Raw genomic sequence first — 15,739 nt, 5'->3', positions numbered from 1 at the left:
GGTGGATGGCGGTGGCAGATTTTTTTTACCGGCCCGGCGTCAGCGCGTGGCCTGCGCCTCCTGCCAGGCGCGCGGTTCGGACAGGAATTTCTCCACCTCCGACAGGGTCGCCGCATCGAAGGCGCCAGCCGATTTCGCCTCCGCCAGGACGTCCCACCAGGTGCACAGGTGATGGAGCGCAACGCCATGATCCCCAAGCGTCTTTTCGGTCTCCGGAAAGATGCCGTAATAGAAGATCACGGCGGTATGCGCGCAACTCGCACCGGTGTCGCGGATCGCATCGACGAAGCTCAGCTTGCTGCCGCCATCGGTGGTCAGGTCCTCGACCAGGAGGACACGGTCGCCCTCGGCCATCGCGCCTTCGATTCGCGCGTTGCGCCCGTAGCCCTTGGGCTTCTTGCGCACGTAGCTCATCGGCAGGCCCATGCGTTCGGCCACCATCGCGGCGAAGGGAATGCCCGCGGTCTCGCCGCCGGCGATATTGTCGAACGCCTCGAAGCCCGCTTCGCGCATCACCGTGCAGGCCAGGAAATCCATCAGCGTGGCGCGGATACGCGGGTAGGAGATGAGCTTGCGGCAGTCGATATAGGCGGGCGAGGGCAGGCCGGAGGCCAGCGTGTAAGGCTCGGCCGCATTGAAATGCACCGCTTCGATTTCCAGCAGCATCCGGGCCGTGAGACGGGCGATGTCCTGGGCTGGCGGGAAGGAGGTGGGGATCATCTGTCGGTCCTTTCGCGGGGCCGGGGCGCGAGCGGGATCAGTGCCTCCGGCGGGGATATTTGGAGCAAGAAGAAATCAGGCGGCCCGCCAATGCAGCGGGAAGCCCGGATCGAATAGCGTGACGGGACCCGCGCCGGTCTCGATCCGGTAGGGGTAGGCGACGGGGTCGCCCCTCGTGAGAGTGAGCGTCGCGGCGTTCGGCGGCAGGCCGTAGAAGGCGGGACCGTTCAGCGAAGTGAAGGCTTCGAGCCGGTCGAGCGCCGCCTCCTCCTCGAAGACATGAGCGAGGATCGACATGGCGTTGGGCGCAGTGAAGCAGCCCGCGCAGCCGCAGGCGCTTTCCTTCAGCGGGTCGGCATGGGGCGCGCTGTCGGTGCCCAGGAAGAAGCGCGCCTCGCCGGAGGTGGCGGCGGCGCGAAGCGCCAGACGGTGTTCCTCGCGCTTGGCCACGGGCAGGCAATAGTAATGCGGCCGGATGCCGCCCGCCAGGATGTGGTTGCGGTTGATGACCAGGTGATGGACGGTGATCGTGGCCCCCAGCCCGTTTCCGCCAGCCTTCACATAGTTCACCCCCTGCGCGGTGGTGATATGTTCCATCACCACCCTGAGCCCCGGCGTGGCGCGGCGCAGGGGATCGAGTACGCGGTCGATGAAAACCGCCTCGCGGTCGAATATGTCCACATCCGGCTCCGTCACCTCGCCATGCACGCAAAGCGGGATGCCGGCTTCGGCCATTGCCTCCAGCACCGGGCGGACCCGGTCGAAATCGCGCACGCCCGAGGCGGAGTTGGTGGTGGCGCCGGCGGGGTAGAGTTTGACCGCGTGGATCAGACCTGCGGCATGGGCGGCGGTCACGTCGGCGGGGTCCGTGGTCTCGGTCAGGTAGAGCGTCATGAGCGGCGTGAAGCCCGCGCCCTCGGGCAGGGCGGCCAGGATGCGGTCGCGATAGGCGGCGGCGTCGCGGCCGGTCAGCACCGGTGGCACGAGGTTCGGCATGACGATCGCGCGGGCGAAATGGCGCGCGCTTTCGGGGGCGACGCCGTCCAGCATCGCGCCGTCGCGCAGATGCAGGTGCCAGTCGTCGGGGCGGCGGATTGTCAATGTCCGGGTCATCGGGTTCCTCGAGAAGCCGCTCTGTCGCCTACACCAAGCGGCCGGGCATTTCCAGCCGCTTGCGGGGGTGCTCAGCCGCCGGCGCCAGCCTCGGCCATTGCGGGGCGGATGCGGCTTTCCAGCGCGCGCTGCGTGATCGGTCCGGCGAAGCGCAGCACGATATTGCCCTGGCCGTCGATCATGTAGGTTTCCGGCACGCCGTAGAGGCCCCAGTCAATCCCCATGCGCCCTTCCGGATCGGCGCCCAGCGCCGCATAGGGGTTGCCCAGCTCGTCCAGGAAGCGCAGCGCGTTTCCCGGCTTGTCCTTGTAGTTGACGCCGTAGATCGCCACGCCCTCGGCGCCCAGCGCCTCCAGATTGGGGTGTTCGACCCGGCAGGGCGCGCACCAGCTTGCCCAGAAATTCACCAGCTTGACGCCCGGCGCGCGCAGCATCGCGTCGTCGAAGATGGGTGCGCTGCCCAGCGGCTCCAGTGCGACCGGGGGCGCGGACTTGCCCGCCAGCGCCGAGGGCAGGGCGTCCGGATCCTCGCGGTTCAGGCCGAAGAAGAAAAGCGCGGCGAGTGCGGCGAAGACCAGCGGCGGCAGGACCACCATGGGTGAGAGTTTACCGGCCATTGCGGCGATGCCTTTCCTCGATTTGCCTCAACTCGCGCCGCATCCGCGCCGAGCGCCAGAGCGACAGCGCCACCAGCCCCGCGATCAGCAGGATGGAGACGGCATAGGCCGAGAGCACCTCGACCGCGTATTTCCCCAGTTCCGGCATCATGCGGCGCGCGCCTCCCGTGCCAGCAGCGCGGCGATGCGGCGGGCCCGGATCTCGGTCCGGGTGCGCAGCAGGACCAGCGTGACGAAGAGCAGGATGAAGCCCGCGATGCAGAAGAGCAACGGGTAGTAGAAGACGTCGTGCACATTCTCTTCGGCATCGAGCGACAGCGATGCGCCCTGATGAAGCCCCTGGTTCCAGAAATTCACCGCGTAGCGCGATAGCAGCGCGAAGACCGAGCCGACGATGCAGAGCACCGAGGTCAGGTCGGCGGCGGTGTCGGGGTTCTCGATCGCGGCCCAGAGCGCCATGTAGCCCAGGTAGAAGATGAAGAGGATCAGGAAGGCGGTCAGCCGCGGGTCCCATTCCCACCAAGTGCCCCACATCGGCTGGCCCCAGACCGCCCCGGTGTAAAGCGCGATCAGCGTCATGGTGATGCCGATCGGCGCCGCCGCCTTGGCCGCCAGCGCCGAGACGTGGTGGCGGCGCACCAGCCAGATGATCGAGGTGACCAGCATCATTGCCCAGGCATTGATCGCCATCATCGCGGCGGGGACATGCAGGAAGATGATCTTCACGGTCGACCCTTGCCGGTAGTCGTCGGGGGTGAAGAAGAAGCCCCAGATCAGCCCCACCAGCAGCGCGGCGGCAGTCAGCGCCGCGGCCCAGGGCAGGACGCGGTCTGCGGTGCGGATGAATCGCACGGGATTTGCGTATTCCCAGATCGACATGGGTCTCTTTCTAAGCCTTGTGCGGTGGCGCCGAAAGTGCCGCACGGTCGCAGGCGGTCACTTCAGATTGATCCGCAGCGCGGCGGCGGCGGCATAGGGGATCAGCGCGACCGTGGCCGCGGTGATCGCGGCCAGGATCATCGCGGGCGTGGCGGGCGAGAGGCCGTCGGCGGCGCGGCGCACCGCCTCGGCCCCGAAGATCAGCGTGGGGATGTAGAGCGGCAGCACGAGAAGCGAAAGCAGAAGCCCGCCGCGTTTGAGACCCACCGTCAGCGCCGCGCCGAAGGCGCCCAGGAAGCTCAGTGCCGGCGTGCCCGTTGCGAGGCTGAGCAGGAGCCACGAATAGGCGCCGTCGGGCAGGTTCAGGAGCAACCCCAGGACCGGGGCGGCCAGCGTCAGCGGCAGCCCGGTGACCAGCCAGTGGGCCAGCGCCTTGACCGCGACCACGCCCTCCAGCGGCAGCGGCGCGGTGGCCAGCAGGTCGAGCGATCCGTCCTCGAAATCGAGCTGGAAGATACGGTCGAGCGAGAGCAGGCAGGCCAGCAGCGCGCCGAGCCACAGGATGCCCGGCGCGATGCCCGCCAAGGTCGCGGTCTGCGGGCCGACGCCGAAGGGGACCAGCGTGACCACGATCAGGAAGAAGGCCAGCGACAGCCCGAACCCGCCGCCGCTGCGCAGCGCGAGCGTCAGGTCGCGGCGCAAGAGCGCCATCATCGTGCGGGCTCCGCGTCGAACGCCGCATCGAGAAAAGGCGAGCCCGCATCGCCGTCCTCTCGCGCGCGGAAGGGCGCGATGTCGAGCAGCCGCGTCCCGGCAATCCCCAGATCCACATGGGTCGCGATGATCGCGCTGCCGCCGGCGGTGCAATGGTCGGCAACCACATCGGCGAAGGTCGCCACGGTCTCGCGGTCGAGCGACACGGTGGGCTCATCCAGCGCCCAGACCGGCCGCGGGCAGACCTTGAGCCGGGCCAGGCCCAGCCGCCGCTTCTGCCCGGCCGAGAGATGCTGTGCCTGCCGGTCGCGCAGGTCGCCCAGCCGGAAGGCCGCCAACGCCGGGGCGATATCCGCCCCGCCATAGACGCGCGCCCAGAAGGCCAGGTTCTCGGCCACGGTGAGCTGCGCCTTGATCCCGTCGGCATGGCCGGCATAGAGGATCGCGTCCTCGTCCAGTTCGATGCGGCCCGCCGCCGGCGGGGCCAGCCCGGCCAGCGTGCGCAGGAGCGTCGTCTTGCCCGACCCGTTGGGCCCGCGCAATACCAGGCAATCGCCGGGGGCGAGCCGGAAGTTCAGCCCCTCGATCACCGTCACCTCGCCGCGGCGGCAGGCCAGATCATGCACGCGCAGTTCCATCCCCGCCGGTCTAGCCCAAGGCGCGGGCGGCGGGAAGCGCCGATCGGCCGCAGCGCGGACGGGGCGCACGGGATTGCCGCAACTGGACTAGTGGAAGCGAAAATCTGGATGTATCGGGCGGGCGGGGCTTGCGTCACGCTCGTATCGGTTCACCATGCGTCACGTGGAAACGGCCACGAAAACGGGCGCCGCGGGTCGCGGGTTTCGCCGCAGCCGGGCAAGCGCCGCACGACAACAGGGGGTATTGCATCATGAAAACAGCGACACGGACCGGACTGTTTTGCGCAACCGCACTCGCCGCCGGGCTGGCGGTCTCGGCGGCCAGCGCGCTCGACAAGGTGACAGTGGCCTATTTCCTCGAATGGCCGACCGCCAACCAGGTGGCCCAGATCGAGGAGACCTATGACGAGGCGATGGGCGTCGACGTGGAATGGCGCGCCTTCGGCAACGGAAACGAGATGACGCAGGCGATGGTGTCGGGCGATGTCCAGATCGCCTACAGTCAGGGTTTCGTGCCCTTCGTGGTGGGCGTGACCAACGGCGCGCCGCTCAAGCTCGTGGGCGTCGCGGTGACCTATGCGGAGAACGACCTCTGCGTCGTGCGCGACGACAGCGGCATCACCAAGGAGAACGCCAAGGAACTGGAAGGCAAGAAGGTCGCCACGCCCTTCGGCAACGTCACCCATTACAAGCTCCTGCGCACGCTGGAGCATCTGGACGTGGACGTGAACAAGGTCGACCTGGTGCAGATGAACCCAGCCGACGCCGCCGTGGCGCTGGTGCGCGGCGACGTGGTGATGGGCTGCGCCTTCGGTGGCGCGATCGACCGGATGAAGACCGTGGGCAGCCCGCTGATGACCGGCGCCGAGCAGGAGGCCATCGGCATCAACACCTTCGACATCGTCACCGTGACCGAGAGTTTTGCGGCCGAACATCCCGACCTGGTGCGCGGCTTCATGGAGGTGACCGAGGCCGCCAACATCGCCTACAAGGCCGACCCCGACGCCAGGATCCCGACCATCGCGAAGGCCGCCGGCATGGACGAGGATGCCACCAGGGCGATGCTGGGCAATTTCGGCTTTCCCAGCGCCGAGGCGCAGCTTGGCCCGAACTGGCTGGGCGGCGGCATTCAGGACATGACAGCCGGCGTCGCCAAGGTGATGAAGGAAAACGGCGGGCTGGAGACGGTGCTCGACGACTATTCCGGTTTCGTGGACGACAGCTTCCTGAAGTGACCCGGCACCGGGCGGCGCGCCCCGGCCCGCCGCCCGTCTGCGCCGCTGCCCGAAAGACCCGACCGGAGGCGCCGATGGACGGCATCCATATCGACAACGTCTCGATGACCTTCACCTTGCCGGGGGCGGCGGATATCCACGCGCTCAAGGATGTAAGCCTGGAGATCGGTGCGGGCGAGATCGTCACCGTCCTGGGCCCGTCGGGCTGCGGCAAGACCACGCTGCTCAACATCATCGCGGGCTTCCTGTCGCCCACGCGGGGCGCCGTCCGGCTGAACGGTCACGAGGTCAGGGGGCCGGACGCCGAACGCGGTATGGTCTTCCAGCAGGGTGCGCTCTTCGAGTGGCTGAACGTGGAGAGGAACATCGCCTTCGGCCCCAACATGGCCGGGCGGCCGCGCGCCGAGACCCGCGCGAAGGTAGAAAACCTGCTCAATCTCGTCGGGCTCGCGGGCTTTGGGGAAAAGCCGGTCTACCAGCTTTCGGGCGGGATGCAGCAGCGCGTCGCGCTGGCGCGCTGTCTGGCCAACGATCCGGACGTGATCCTGATGGACGAGCCGCTGGGCGCGCTCGACGCGCTGACGCGCGAGAAGATGCAGGGGCTGATTCTTAAGCTGTGGCAGGAGACCGGCAAGACGATCCTCCTCATCACCCATTCGGTGGAGGAGGCGCTTTTCCTGGGCTCGCGCCTGATCGTCATGGCGCCGCGGCCCGGCCGGATCGAGAAGGACTATCGCCTGCCCTTCGCCGAACGCGGCCTGACGCAGGATCCGCGCGAGGTGAAATCCTCGACCGATTACGTGGAACGGCGCGAGGAAATCCTCTCAATGATCTGGAGCATGGAGGAAGAGATCATGGCCGGCGGAACGGGGGAGTGAACGCATGGCGGAGAACGGAAAGCGGCCATCGGCGCTGATGATGTGGCTGGGGCTGGCCGACAATGCCTTCACCCGCCAGAAGACCGTGAAATTCGGCGATGCGAGCGCGGTCAATTCCGGGCGCTTCTATTCCATCGCCGTGGTGGTGGTTCTCTTCACGCTCTGGACGCTCTCGTCGATCTTCGGGTGGGTGGAGCCGTTCTTCTGGCCCCCTCTCGACGGCACGGTGGAGCGTGCGGCAAAGCTGATCAACGAGGGCTTCCGCAACGTCGCCCTGTGGGAGCATGTCTGGATCAGCGTCTACCGCGTGATCTCGGGGGTGCTCCTGGGCGCGCTCGTGGGCATTCCGCTGGGCTTCGCGATGGGCCTGTCGTCGATTGCGCGCGGGCTCTTCGATCCGATCGTGGAGTTCATGCGGCCCATTCCGCCGCTGGCGCTCATCCCGCTCATCATCCTGTGGTTCGGCATCGACGAGACCGCAAAGATATTCCTGCTCTTCCTGGCCTCGCTCTTCATCATGACGATCGCCGCGCGCTCCGGCGTGTCGAGCGTGAAGATCTCAAAGGTCCATGCCGCTTACTCGCTGGGCGCATCCCGGATACAGATCCTGCGCCACGTCATCCTGCCCAACACGCTGCCCGAGATTTTCACCGGCATCCGCACCGCGATGGGCGTCTGCTGGGGTACGGTGGTGGCGGCGGAACTGGTGGCCGCGGATCGCGGCGTGGGCTCGATGATCATGATCGCCAAGAACTTCCTGCAAACCGATACCGTGGTGATCGGCATCCTGATCATCGGCGCCATCGGCTATGCGATCGAGATGGTCATGCGCTGGCTGGAGCGGCTTCTGGTTCCCTGGAAAGGCAAGGGCTGAGCGCTGCGCCGGGCCTTGTGGAAGGTTGTGCGGGGGTGCGAAAATGCCTCTGGATTGTCAGTACACAATTGCATACATTGCGTGCGACTCCTTGCACCCGCGCCCGTGACTGGGCATATCGGCCACAAGGACCCGGAGCTTAGCCATATGCCAGGAGGCCGCCATGACCATCACCGTCGGACATGATTCAGCAAAAACCAGAAAGACACTGACCGTGGGCGACAGGTCGGTCGCCTATTACTCCATCAAGGCCGCCGAGGCCGCCGGTCTCGGCAAATTCACCCGCCTGCCGGCGGCGTTGAAGGTCGTGCTGGAGAACATGCTGCGTTTCGAGGACGGCAAGACGGTCCATATCGACGACATCAAGGCCTTCTCGGACTGGGCCGAGCAGGGCGGCAGCACCCGGCGCGAGATCGCCTACCGGCCGGCGCGCGTGCTGATGCAGGACTTCACCGGCGTCCCGGCGGTGGTGGACCTGGCCGCGATGCGCGACGGGATCGTGGCGCTGGGCGGCGATGCGGAGAAGATCAATCCGCTCAACCCGGTCGATCTGGTGATCGACCATTCGGTGATGATCGACGAGTTCGGCAATCCCCGCGCCTTCCAGATGAACGTGGACCGCGAGTATGAGCGGAACATGGAACGCTACCAGTTCCTGAAATGGGGGCAGGGCGCATTCAACAATTTCCGCGTCGTGCCGCCGGGCACCGGCATCTGCCACCAGGTGAACCTGGAATACCTGGCGCAGACGGTCTGGACCGACAAGGACCAGAATGGCGAGGAGGTCGCCTATCCCGATACGCTGGTCGGCACCGACAGTCACACCACCATGATCAACGGCCTGGCGGTGCTGGGCTGGGGCGTCGGCGGGATCGAGGCCGAGGCCGCGATGTTGGGCCAGCCGATCTCCATGCTGATCCCCGAAGTGGTGGGCTTCCGCCTGACCGGCGCGATGGTCGAGGGCACCACCGCCACCGACCTGGTGCTCAAGGTCGTGCAGATGCTGCGCAAGAAGGGCGTGGTCGGCAAGTTCGTCGAGTTTTACGGCGACGGGCTCGACCACCTGCCGCTGGCAGACCGTGCCACCATCGCCAACATGGCCCCCGAATACGGCGCCACCTGCGGCTTCTTCCCGATCGACGGCGAGACGCTGCGCTATCTCGAACAAACCGGCCGCGACAAGGACCGCATCGCACTGGTCGAGGCCTATGCGCGCGAGAACGGGCTATGGCGCGACAGCGATTACGACCCGGTCTATACCGACACGCTGCATCTGGACATGGGCGACGTGGTGCCCGCGATCTCGGGCCCCAAGCGGCCGCAGGATCACACCGCGCTGACCGAGGCGGCTGCCAGGTTCTTCGAAGTGGTCGCCGAATACCGCGGCGAGGACGAGAGCAAGGCCGCCTGCGACATGGCCGCCGAAGGCCCCGCCCCCGACGTGAACAACGATCCGCGCCAGACGGCCAAGGTCGAGGGCGAGGATTACGAGTTGCGCGACGGCTCGGTGGTGATCGCCTCGATCACGTCCTGCACCAACACCTCCAACCCCTACGTGATGATCGGCGCGGGGCTGGTGGCGCGCAAGGCGCGCGAACTGGGTCTGAACCGCAAACCCTGGGTCAAGACCTCGCTCGCGCCGGGCTCCCAGGTCGTGTCGCACTACCTCGAGGCGGCGGGCCTGCAGGAGGATCTGGACGCCATCGGCTTCAACCTCGTGGGCTATGGCTGCACCACCTGCATCGGCAATTCCGGCCCGCTCCAGCCCGAGATCTCCAAGGCGATCAGCGACAACGACCTGATCGCCACCTCGGTTCTGTCCGGCAACCGCAACTTCGAGGGTCGGATCAGCCCCGATGTGCGCGCAAACTACCTGGCCTCGCCGCCACTGGTGGTGGTCTACGCGCTGGCCGGCGACATGAACATCAACCTGACGAACGACCCGATCGGCACCGACAAGAACGGCGATGACGTCTATATGAAGGACATCTGGCCGACCCAGAAGGAGATCGCCGAACTGGTCGAGCGGACCGTCACCCGCGAGGCGTTCCGGTCGAAATATGCCGACGTCTTCAAGGGCGACGAGAAATGGCGCGCGGTCGAAACCTCCGAGGGCCTGACCTATGATTGGCCGCCGCAATCGACCTATGTGCAGAACCCGCCCTATTTCCAGGACATGTCACCGGAGGCGGGCACGATTTCCGACATTTCCGATGCGCGCGTCCTGGCGGTGCTGGGCGATATGGTCACGACTGACCACATCAGCCCGGCGGGCAGCTTCAAGCCGTCGACCCCGGCGGGCAAATACCTGACCGAGCGGCAGGTCGCGCCGCGCGACTTCAACTCCTACGGATCGCGGCGCGGCAATCACGAGGTGATGATGCGCGGCACCTTCGCCAATATCCGCATCCGCAACGAGATGCTGGACGGAGTCGAGGGCGGCTACACCAAGGGTCCCGATGGCGAGGAGACGACGATCTTCGACGCGGCGATGGATTATCAGGCCAAGGATACGCCGCTGGTGATCTTCGCGGGCGAGCAATACGGTGCCGGATCGTCGCGCGACTGGGCGGCCAAGGGCACCGCGCTGCTGGGCGTCAAGGCGGTGATCGCCGAGAATTTCGAGCGCATCCACCGCTCCAACCTGGTGGGGATGGGCGTGATTCCATTCGAATTCACCGGCGGCGACACGCGCAAGTCGCTGGGCCTGACCGGCGCGGAAACCGTGTCGATCACCGGGCTCGAAGGCGACATGCGCCCGCAGGCGGAGATACCCTGCACGATCACCTATGCCGATGGAACGACGAAGGAAATCACGCTGAAAAGCCGGATCGACACCGAGGTGGAGATCGAATACGTCCAGAATGGCGGCGTGCTGCATTACGTGTTGCGCAACCTGGCCAAGGCCGGCTGACAGGCAAAAAAAAATGCGCGAAAATGATGGACCCCGGCCCTTTGCCGGGGTCTTTTTTCTGTTAACATGGGTGACATTCATCTCTCGAAGGCTTGATTGGCCTTTCAAGAGGGAGCGCGGTATTCAAGCCCCGTACCGCAAACGGATAAAAGTTTCATGCGCCTGCTTTCCGCCGCGATCCTCTCCCTGTCCCTGACCGCAACACCCCTGGTTGCGGAGACGGAGCCTGTCGTCGTGGTGGAGTTGTTCACGTCGCAAGGCTGTTCGTCCTGTCCTCCGGCCGATGCCTATCTGGGGCAACTGGCGGAGCGCGACGATGTCATCGCCCTGGCGTTGCATGTGGATTACTGGGACTATATCGGCTGGAAGGACATTTTTGCGACCCCGTCTCATACCGAACGGCAGCGCGCCTATGCGCAGGCCGCGGGTACCTCCACGATCTACACGCCGCAGATCGTGGTCAACGGTCAAAAGCGGTTGATGGGCGCGCATCGCGAGAATGTCGATGCCACCATCGAAGAGCAGAAGGCCGAGCCCGCGCCGGTCGATATCCGGCTGGAACGCATTGGCGACAGGCTGTCGATTGAACTGACGGCCGAGGCGATGGAAAGCGTGCCCTGCGTCGTGCAACTCGTGCGCTACGATCCCAAGCAGACGGTGAAGATCGAGCGTGGCGAGAATGCCGGGCGCGAGATCGACTATCACAACATCGTCACGAACTGGACCGATCTGGGCGTCTGGGACGGCGGCGGCAACTGGTCGACCGAAGTGGAGATCACTGGCGACGCGCCGGTGGCCGTGATCGTCCAGGCCGAGGCTCAGGGACCGATACTCGCGGCGGCACGCCTGCGCTGAAGCTCCGGCTTCCAGCGCCGGTGAATCCACAACCATTGTCCCATATGCGCGCGCACCCGCGCCTCCAGCCGGCGGTTGAAGTCCTGCGTCATCGTCTCGGCGTCGCTATGCGGGATCGGCTCTTCCATCTCGACGATGAAATCCAGCCCGTTCTCCTGCCGGATCGCGAAGGCTGGCAGCAGAAGCGCGTCGGTTTTCAGCGCAAGCTCGGCCGCCGACAGCGCTGTGGGTGCGGGCTTGCCGAAAAAGTCGAGCGCCGCCCCGTTGCGAAAGAACTGGTCGATCAGGATGCCGACATTGCCGCCGCCGCGCAGATGCCGGATCAATTGCGCCATGCCGCGTTTGTCGCGCGGGAAGATGGGCTCGGCGATCCGGCGGGTGGTCTCGACGTAATGCTTGTTGAAATAGGGGTTGTTCATCGGGCGGTAGAGCACGCCGATCTGCTCGCCATGCAGGTTTATGGCGACATTGATCGCCTGGTAATTCGCGAAATGTCCCGAGATCATCACCACCGGGCGGCCTTCGGCCTTGGCAGCGTCGAAGACGGCAAGGCCCGGACCGACCAGGGGGGCGCGTCTCATGCGGTCGTGGAACTCCTCCACCGAGTAGAATTCGATGAAGGTACGCCCGGCATTGTCGGGCACCTCGCGGCAGAGCCGCCGGACCTCGGCGCGCGGCAGGTCGGGGAGCACATGGGCCAGATTGGCGCGGATGCGCGCCCGCCAGCCCACCAGAGGCGCCAGAATCTGCCCCGTGAGCCAGCCCACCGCTGGGACGCGCCAACGATAGGGCAGCAGGAACGCCGCGCGGATCAGGCCGCGAATGGCAAGGTCGCTCAGTCGGTCGGTCATGGATTTGAAGGTTCCGGCCATCGGCCTGCTCTCCCGCTCGCGAAGCTCTGTCAGCGGTCATAAGCTCCGGAGCAGGGCGCGACAAGCCCGCGGCCCGGTCAGCCGGGCATGCGCGCTACGCCAACACCGATCATCGCGTCGCGGGTGACGAGGGCGGCCAGCGCGGCCTCGTCCATCCCCTCCGTGCCATCGGGGCGGCGCGGCAACACGATGTAGCGCATGTCGGCGGTCGAATCATGGATCCGGACGGTCACGTCGTCAGGCAGTTCCAGCCCGAATTCGCGCAGCACCTTGCGCGGCTCGCGCACCACGCGGGACCGATAGGCGCGCTGCTTGTACCAGTCCGGCGGCAGGCCCAGCAGGTTGCGCGGATAGCACGAGCAGAGCGTGCAGACGATGACATTGTGGACCTGCGCGGTGTTCTCCACCGCGATCAGCCGCAGTGCGCCGATATCGAAGCCCATCTCGCGCGAGGCGGCGGAGGCATCCGCCAGCAGCCGCGCCTTGAACTCCGGGTCGGTCCAGGCCCGCGCCACCACCCGCGCCCCGTCGGCGGGGGAGCGCGCATCCATCCTGTCGATCTGCGCCATGATCTCGGCGTCGGAGGTCACGCCTTTCTCCACCAGAAGCTCGCGAACGGCGATTTCCATTGTCTGCCAATAGCTCAGCGGGTGATCCTGATCCTTCCGGTACGGGTGGCCGGAGGGGCTCAGATGGTCGTGGTCATGGTGGTCATGGGGCATCCTGCCGCTCCGTCACGGGGGTCAGCCAATGGGCGAAGATCTCGGCGTCTATCGTGTCGTCCGGGCGTTCCGCCGCCGCGCCCCAGACCTCGGCCATGGTGAAGCGCACGCGATAGAGCGGTTCTTTGCCGGCCGGCAGGCCGTAGGCCAGTTGCTCGGGATTGGCGAACCGGCCCAGGGCGCGTTCCACCACGCCGGTCTTGCCGCGCAGATAGGCTGGCGCGCGGACATGGCCGGGCGGCATCCTGCGGCTGACGCGGACGCGCTCAGGCATCGCGCTTCTCCGCCGCCTCGCCATAGGTCGCGCCGCGGGCCTGCACCTCTTCCATGCGCCGGCCCAGTTCCTCGATCGTGTAGACCCCGGCCTCCAGCAGGTTCTGGTTCACCGCCGCGATCCAGCGCTCGTAATAGCTCATCGTCTCGAAGGCCTGCTCGCCCATGTCCTCCAGCGCGCGGCGCAAGCCGTCCACGGTGAAATGGCCCTTTTCCGAGGCCAGCACCATCAGCGCGTCGACGCGCTTCTCCCAGAGCGCATAATCGTGCTGCGCGAGGTCGATCGCACCGGCCTCGCGCCCGCCCATGTCATGCCAGCGATGTCCGTCGAATTCACTCATGGCCCAAGCGTAGGGCGGCCGCCCCCGGCTTGGCAAACGGTTTTCAGCCGCGCCGCAGAAGCAGGATGCGGTTGTTCGCGGGCATCGGGATCAGGGCGGTGTGTTCAAGCCCCTCAGCCGCGCCCAGCTCGGCAATCTCGCCGGCGTCGCGGATGCCCCAGTCGGGGTTGCGCGCGCGCAGGCCTTCGTCGAAGCGGGCGTTGCCCTCGCCGGTATGCGCGCCGTTCTCGCGGAACGGGCCGTAGAAGGCCAGCAGCCCGCCCGGCGCCAGGCATTGCCCCGCGCCTCGCAGGATGCCCCGCGCAACCTCCATCGGGGTGATGTGGATGACATTGAGGTTCAGGATCAGCTCCAGCGGGGCGATGGCTGCGATGTCCGGACGCGCGGCCCATTCGGTCGCGGCGTCGAGCGCCAGCGGCGGCGCCACGGGGACGCCCAGATGGGCGGTCCAGGCGGCGATGCTGCGCAGATGTGCCGGATCGGGGTCGGAGCCGGTCCAGGAGAGCGACGGAAAGCTGCGGGCCAGCGCGGTGACATGCTGGCCCGGCCCCGAGCCGATCTCCAGCGCGCGCCCCGTCCGGCCTTCCAGCCAGGGGGCGAGCGCCTCGGTTAGGGGCGCGATGTTACGGTCATAGGTGGGCGCGGAGATCCGCCCGTCTTCGGCCACCGCATCGTATTTCGGGGCCTGCGCGGAAGGCGGGCGGTTCATCGCTATTTGACGGGGCCGACCATCATGATCATCTGGCGGCCTTCCATCTTCGGCATGTTCTCGACCTTGCCGATTTCCTTCACATCCTCGGCCACGCGTTCCAGCAACTCGCGGCCCAATTCCTGATGCGCCATCTCGCGGCCGCGGAAACGCAGCGTGACCTTCACCTTGTCGCCGTTCTCAAGGAAGCGCAGCACGTTCCTGAGCTTGACCTGATAGTCATGCGTGTCCGTGTTGGGCCGGAACTTGACCTCCTTGATCTCGATGATCTTCTGCTTCTTGCGGGCCTCGGATTCGCGCTTCTGCGTCTCGTATTTGAACTTACCGAAATCCATCACCTTGCAGACGGGCGGATTCGCGTTGGGGGAAATCTCCACCAGATCGAGCCCGGCCTCGTCGGCCAGCCGCATACCATGTTCGGGGGTGGAGACGCCCAGATTTTCGCCTTCGGGGCCGATGAGCCGGATTTCGGTCGACCTTATGCGTTCATTTACACGGGGGCCGGTGTCGCGCGTCGGGGGCGCGTTGTGAGGTCTGCGGGCTATGGGTTCAAGTCCTTCTGTGGTAAAACGTAACTCGGGCGAAAATAGACAGGGGCCAGTGGGCAATCAAGCTGATTCGGCCCGGAGGACGGCGTCCGTCCGCCGAAACCCGCGGCATCTTGATCCACGCATTGACCCATCCTGGCGCCGCACCTAATTCAACGGCGCCGCATCCTGTCCGGGGCTTGCCCGGAAGGACGACGCGGCCTACCGAGGGTGGATTGATCATGAAGTATGTTTGGATAGGCCTGGTCGTCGTGGCCGCTGTCGCCGGGTATCTGTATTTCGGGGCCCGCGAGGAGCCCGCGCCGGTTTCGGTCGCGGATGAAGAGATCACGGCCCCCGATGTTGTCGAGGGGGCTGGCGAGGCCGGGGACGATGCGGCCGCTGACATGCAGGACGAGGCCGAAGCCGCAGGGCAGGCCATGCAGGATGCAGCGGACGCCGCCGCGGATACGGCCGGCGATGCGATGGATGCCGCAGGCGATGCCGCCGATGCGGCGGGTGACGCGGCTTCCGACGCGGTCGATTCGGCCACCGAGACGGCGACAGACGCCGCGGACGCCACTGCCGATGCCATCGACGAAGCGCAGGATACCGCGACCGGCTCCACGCTGGAGCAGCTCAATGCGATGGAAGACCCGACCGTTGAGGAATTGAGCGCGCTGATCGAGGATGCCGATATCGACCCGATGGAGCGGGCCGCCATCGAGGCTTCTCTCGAACAGGCACGCGACGACCCGGACATGATTTCGCAGGTGGTCGAGCAGATCAGGACTGCCCTGTCGAACTGACGCGGCCGCCCCTGAAAACGGAAAGGCCGGACGTGCAGATCAAGCCCCT

The 15,739-nt window shown here is 66.4% G+C and carries 18 protein-coding genes and 1 pseudogene; 6 read left to right on the top strand and 13 right to left on the bottom strand.

The features are described 5' to 3' along the window. Positions 1-39 precede the first annotated feature (39 nt). The 7 genes from DDZ14_RS01545 to ccmA all read right to left on the bottom strand — a co-directional run bounded on the left by DDZ14_RS01545 (position 40) and on the right by ccmA (position 4,681). Positions 40-720: an orotate phosphoribosyltransferase gene (locus DDZ14_RS01545; RefSeq protein ID WP_109423165.1), complete on the bottom strand. Its 681-nt coding sequence runs from the start codon at positions 718-720 to the stop codon at positions 40-42. Between the two features lie 75 nt (positions 721-795). Next, complete coding sequence (gene pyrC / locus DDZ14_RS01540) at positions 796-1,833, bottom strand: dihydroorotase (RefSeq protein ID WP_109423164.1); 1,038 nt, start codon at positions 1,831-1,833, stop codon at positions 796-798. A gap of 71 nt (positions 1,834-1,904) precedes the next feature. Then, a complete protein-coding gene (locus DDZ14_RS01535) occupies positions 1,905-2,450 on the bottom strand; it encodes a DsbE family thiol:disulfide interchange protein (RefSeq protein ID WP_109423163.1) in 546 nt (181 codons plus the stop codon). After that, a complete protein-coding gene (gene ccmD / locus DDZ14_RS01530) occupies positions 2,440-2,601 on the bottom strand; it encodes a heme exporter protein CcmD (RefSeq protein ID WP_199221257.1) in 162 nt (53 codons plus the stop codon). The genes DDZ14_RS01535 and ccmD overlap by 11 nt, the downstream gene beginning before the upstream one ends. Then, a complete protein-coding gene (locus tag DDZ14_RS01525; protein WP_109423162.1) occupies positions 2,598-3,329 on the bottom strand; it encodes a heme ABC transporter permease in 732 nt (243 codons plus the stop codon). Before DDZ14_RS01525 ends, ccmD begins: the two co-directional genes overlap by 4 nt. 57 nt (positions 3,330-3,386) lie before the next feature. Beyond that, positions 3,387-4,043 (bottom strand): heme exporter protein CcmB, encoded by a 657-nt coding sequence (ccmB, locus tag DDZ14_RS01520; RefSeq protein ID WP_109423161.1) that lies wholly within the window; start codon positions 4,041-4,043, stop codon positions 3,387-3,389. Beyond that, on the bottom strand, positions 4,040-4,681 hold the full coding sequence (gene ccmA / locus DDZ14_RS01515) for a heme ABC exporter ATP-binding protein CcmA (protein ID WP_109423160.1): 642 nt from the start codon (positions 4,679-4,681) through the stop codon (positions 4,040-4,042). The genes ccmB and ccmA overlap by 4 nt, the downstream gene beginning before the upstream one ends. Positions 4,682-4,932: 251 nt before the next feature. On the opposite strand from ccmA, the gene DDZ14_RS01510 reads away from it, so the two are divergent. The 5 genes and pseudogenes from DDZ14_RS01510 to DDZ14_RS01490 all read left to right on the top strand — a co-directional run bounded on the left by DDZ14_RS01510 (position 4,933) and on the right by DDZ14_RS01490 (position 11,437). Further along, complete coding sequence (locus DDZ14_RS01510) at positions 4,933-5,916, top strand: ABC transporter substrate-binding protein (RefSeq protein WP_109423159.1); 984 nt, start codon at positions 4,933-4,935, stop codon at positions 5,914-5,916. Between the two features lie 74 nt (positions 5,917-5,990). Further along, positions 5,991-6,794 carry a taurine ABC transporter ATP-binding protein gene (locus DDZ14_RS01505; protein ID WP_109423204.1) on the top strand — a complete coding sequence of 268 codons (804 nt, stop codon included), beginning with the start codon at positions 5,991-5,993 and terminating at the stop codon, positions 6,792-6,794. 184 nt (positions 6,795-6,978) lie between these two features. Beyond that, positions 6,979-7,668: pseudogene (locus DDZ14_RS01500) on the top strand (ABC transporter permease); the annotation flags it as partial. Positions 7,669-7,831: 163 nt separating this feature from the next. Further along, on the top strand, positions 7,832-10,582 hold the full coding sequence (gene acnA / locus DDZ14_RS01495; RefSeq protein ID WP_109423157.1) for an aconitate hydratase AcnA: 2,751 nt from the start codon (positions 7,832-7,834) through the stop codon (positions 10,580-10,582). Between the two features lie 156 nt (positions 10,583-10,738). Continuing rightward, positions 10,739-11,437, top strand: coding sequence for a thioredoxin family protein (locus tag DDZ14_RS01490; protein ID WP_109423156.1), 699 nt, complete (start codon positions 10,739-10,741; stop codon positions 11,435-11,437). Here the strand turns inward: DDZ14_RS01490 and DDZ14_RS01485 are convergent. From DDZ14_RS01485 to infC, 6 genes are all read right to left on the bottom strand, one after another. Next, positions 11,401-12,309, bottom strand: a complete 909-nt coding sequence (locus DDZ14_RS01485) for a lysophospholipid acyltransferase family protein (protein ID WP_109423155.1) — start codon at positions 12,307-12,309, stop codon at positions 11,401-11,403. The genes DDZ14_RS01490 and DDZ14_RS01485 overlap by 37 nt on opposite strands. 77 nt (positions 12,310-12,386) lie before the next feature. Next, on the bottom strand, positions 12,387-13,031 hold the full coding sequence (gene nthA / locus DDZ14_RS01480; RefSeq protein ID WP_109423154.1) for a nitrile hydratase subunit alpha: 645 nt from the start codon (positions 13,029-13,031) through the stop codon (positions 12,387-12,389). Beyond that, positions 13,021-13,305: an SH3-like domain-containing protein gene (locus tag DDZ14_RS20195; protein ID WP_369914272.1), complete on the bottom strand. Its 285-nt coding sequence runs from the start codon at positions 13,303-13,305 to the stop codon at positions 13,021-13,023. The genes nthA and DDZ14_RS20195 overlap by 11 nt, the downstream gene beginning before the upstream one ends. Continuing rightward, positions 13,298-13,645, bottom strand: coding sequence for a ScnB-like protein (locus tag DDZ14_RS20190; protein WP_369914270.1), 348 nt, complete (start codon positions 13,643-13,645; stop codon positions 13,298-13,300). The genes DDZ14_RS20195 and DDZ14_RS20190 overlap by 8 nt, the downstream gene beginning before the upstream one ends. Before the next feature lie 43 nt (positions 13,646-13,688). Then, positions 13,689-14,354, bottom strand: a complete 666-nt coding sequence (locus DDZ14_RS01465) for a DUF938 domain-containing protein (protein ID WP_109423152.1) — start codon at positions 14,352-14,354, stop codon at positions 13,689-13,691. A gap of 2 nt (positions 14,355-14,356) precedes the next feature. Then, positions 14,357-14,899: a translation initiation factor IF-3 gene (infC, locus tag DDZ14_RS01460; RefSeq protein ID WP_109423202.1), complete on the bottom strand. Its 543-nt coding sequence runs from the start codon at positions 14,897-14,899 to the stop codon at positions 14,357-14,359. 224 nt (positions 14,900-15,123) lie between these two features. Between infC and DDZ14_RS01455 the strand changes: the two genes are divergently transcribed. Then, complete coding sequence (locus DDZ14_RS01455; RefSeq protein WP_146193046.1) at positions 15,124-15,690, top strand: hypothetical protein; 567 nt, start codon at positions 15,124-15,126, stop codon at positions 15,688-15,690. Positions 15,691-15,739: the final 49 nt, after the last annotated feature.

The organism is Maritimibacter sp. 55A14 (assembly GCF_003122205.1).
Lineage (GTDB): Bacteria > Pseudomonadota > Alphaproteobacteria > Rhodobacterales > Rhodobacteraceae > QEYE01.
This window is presented reverse-complemented; position numbering and strand designations above follow the sequence as displayed.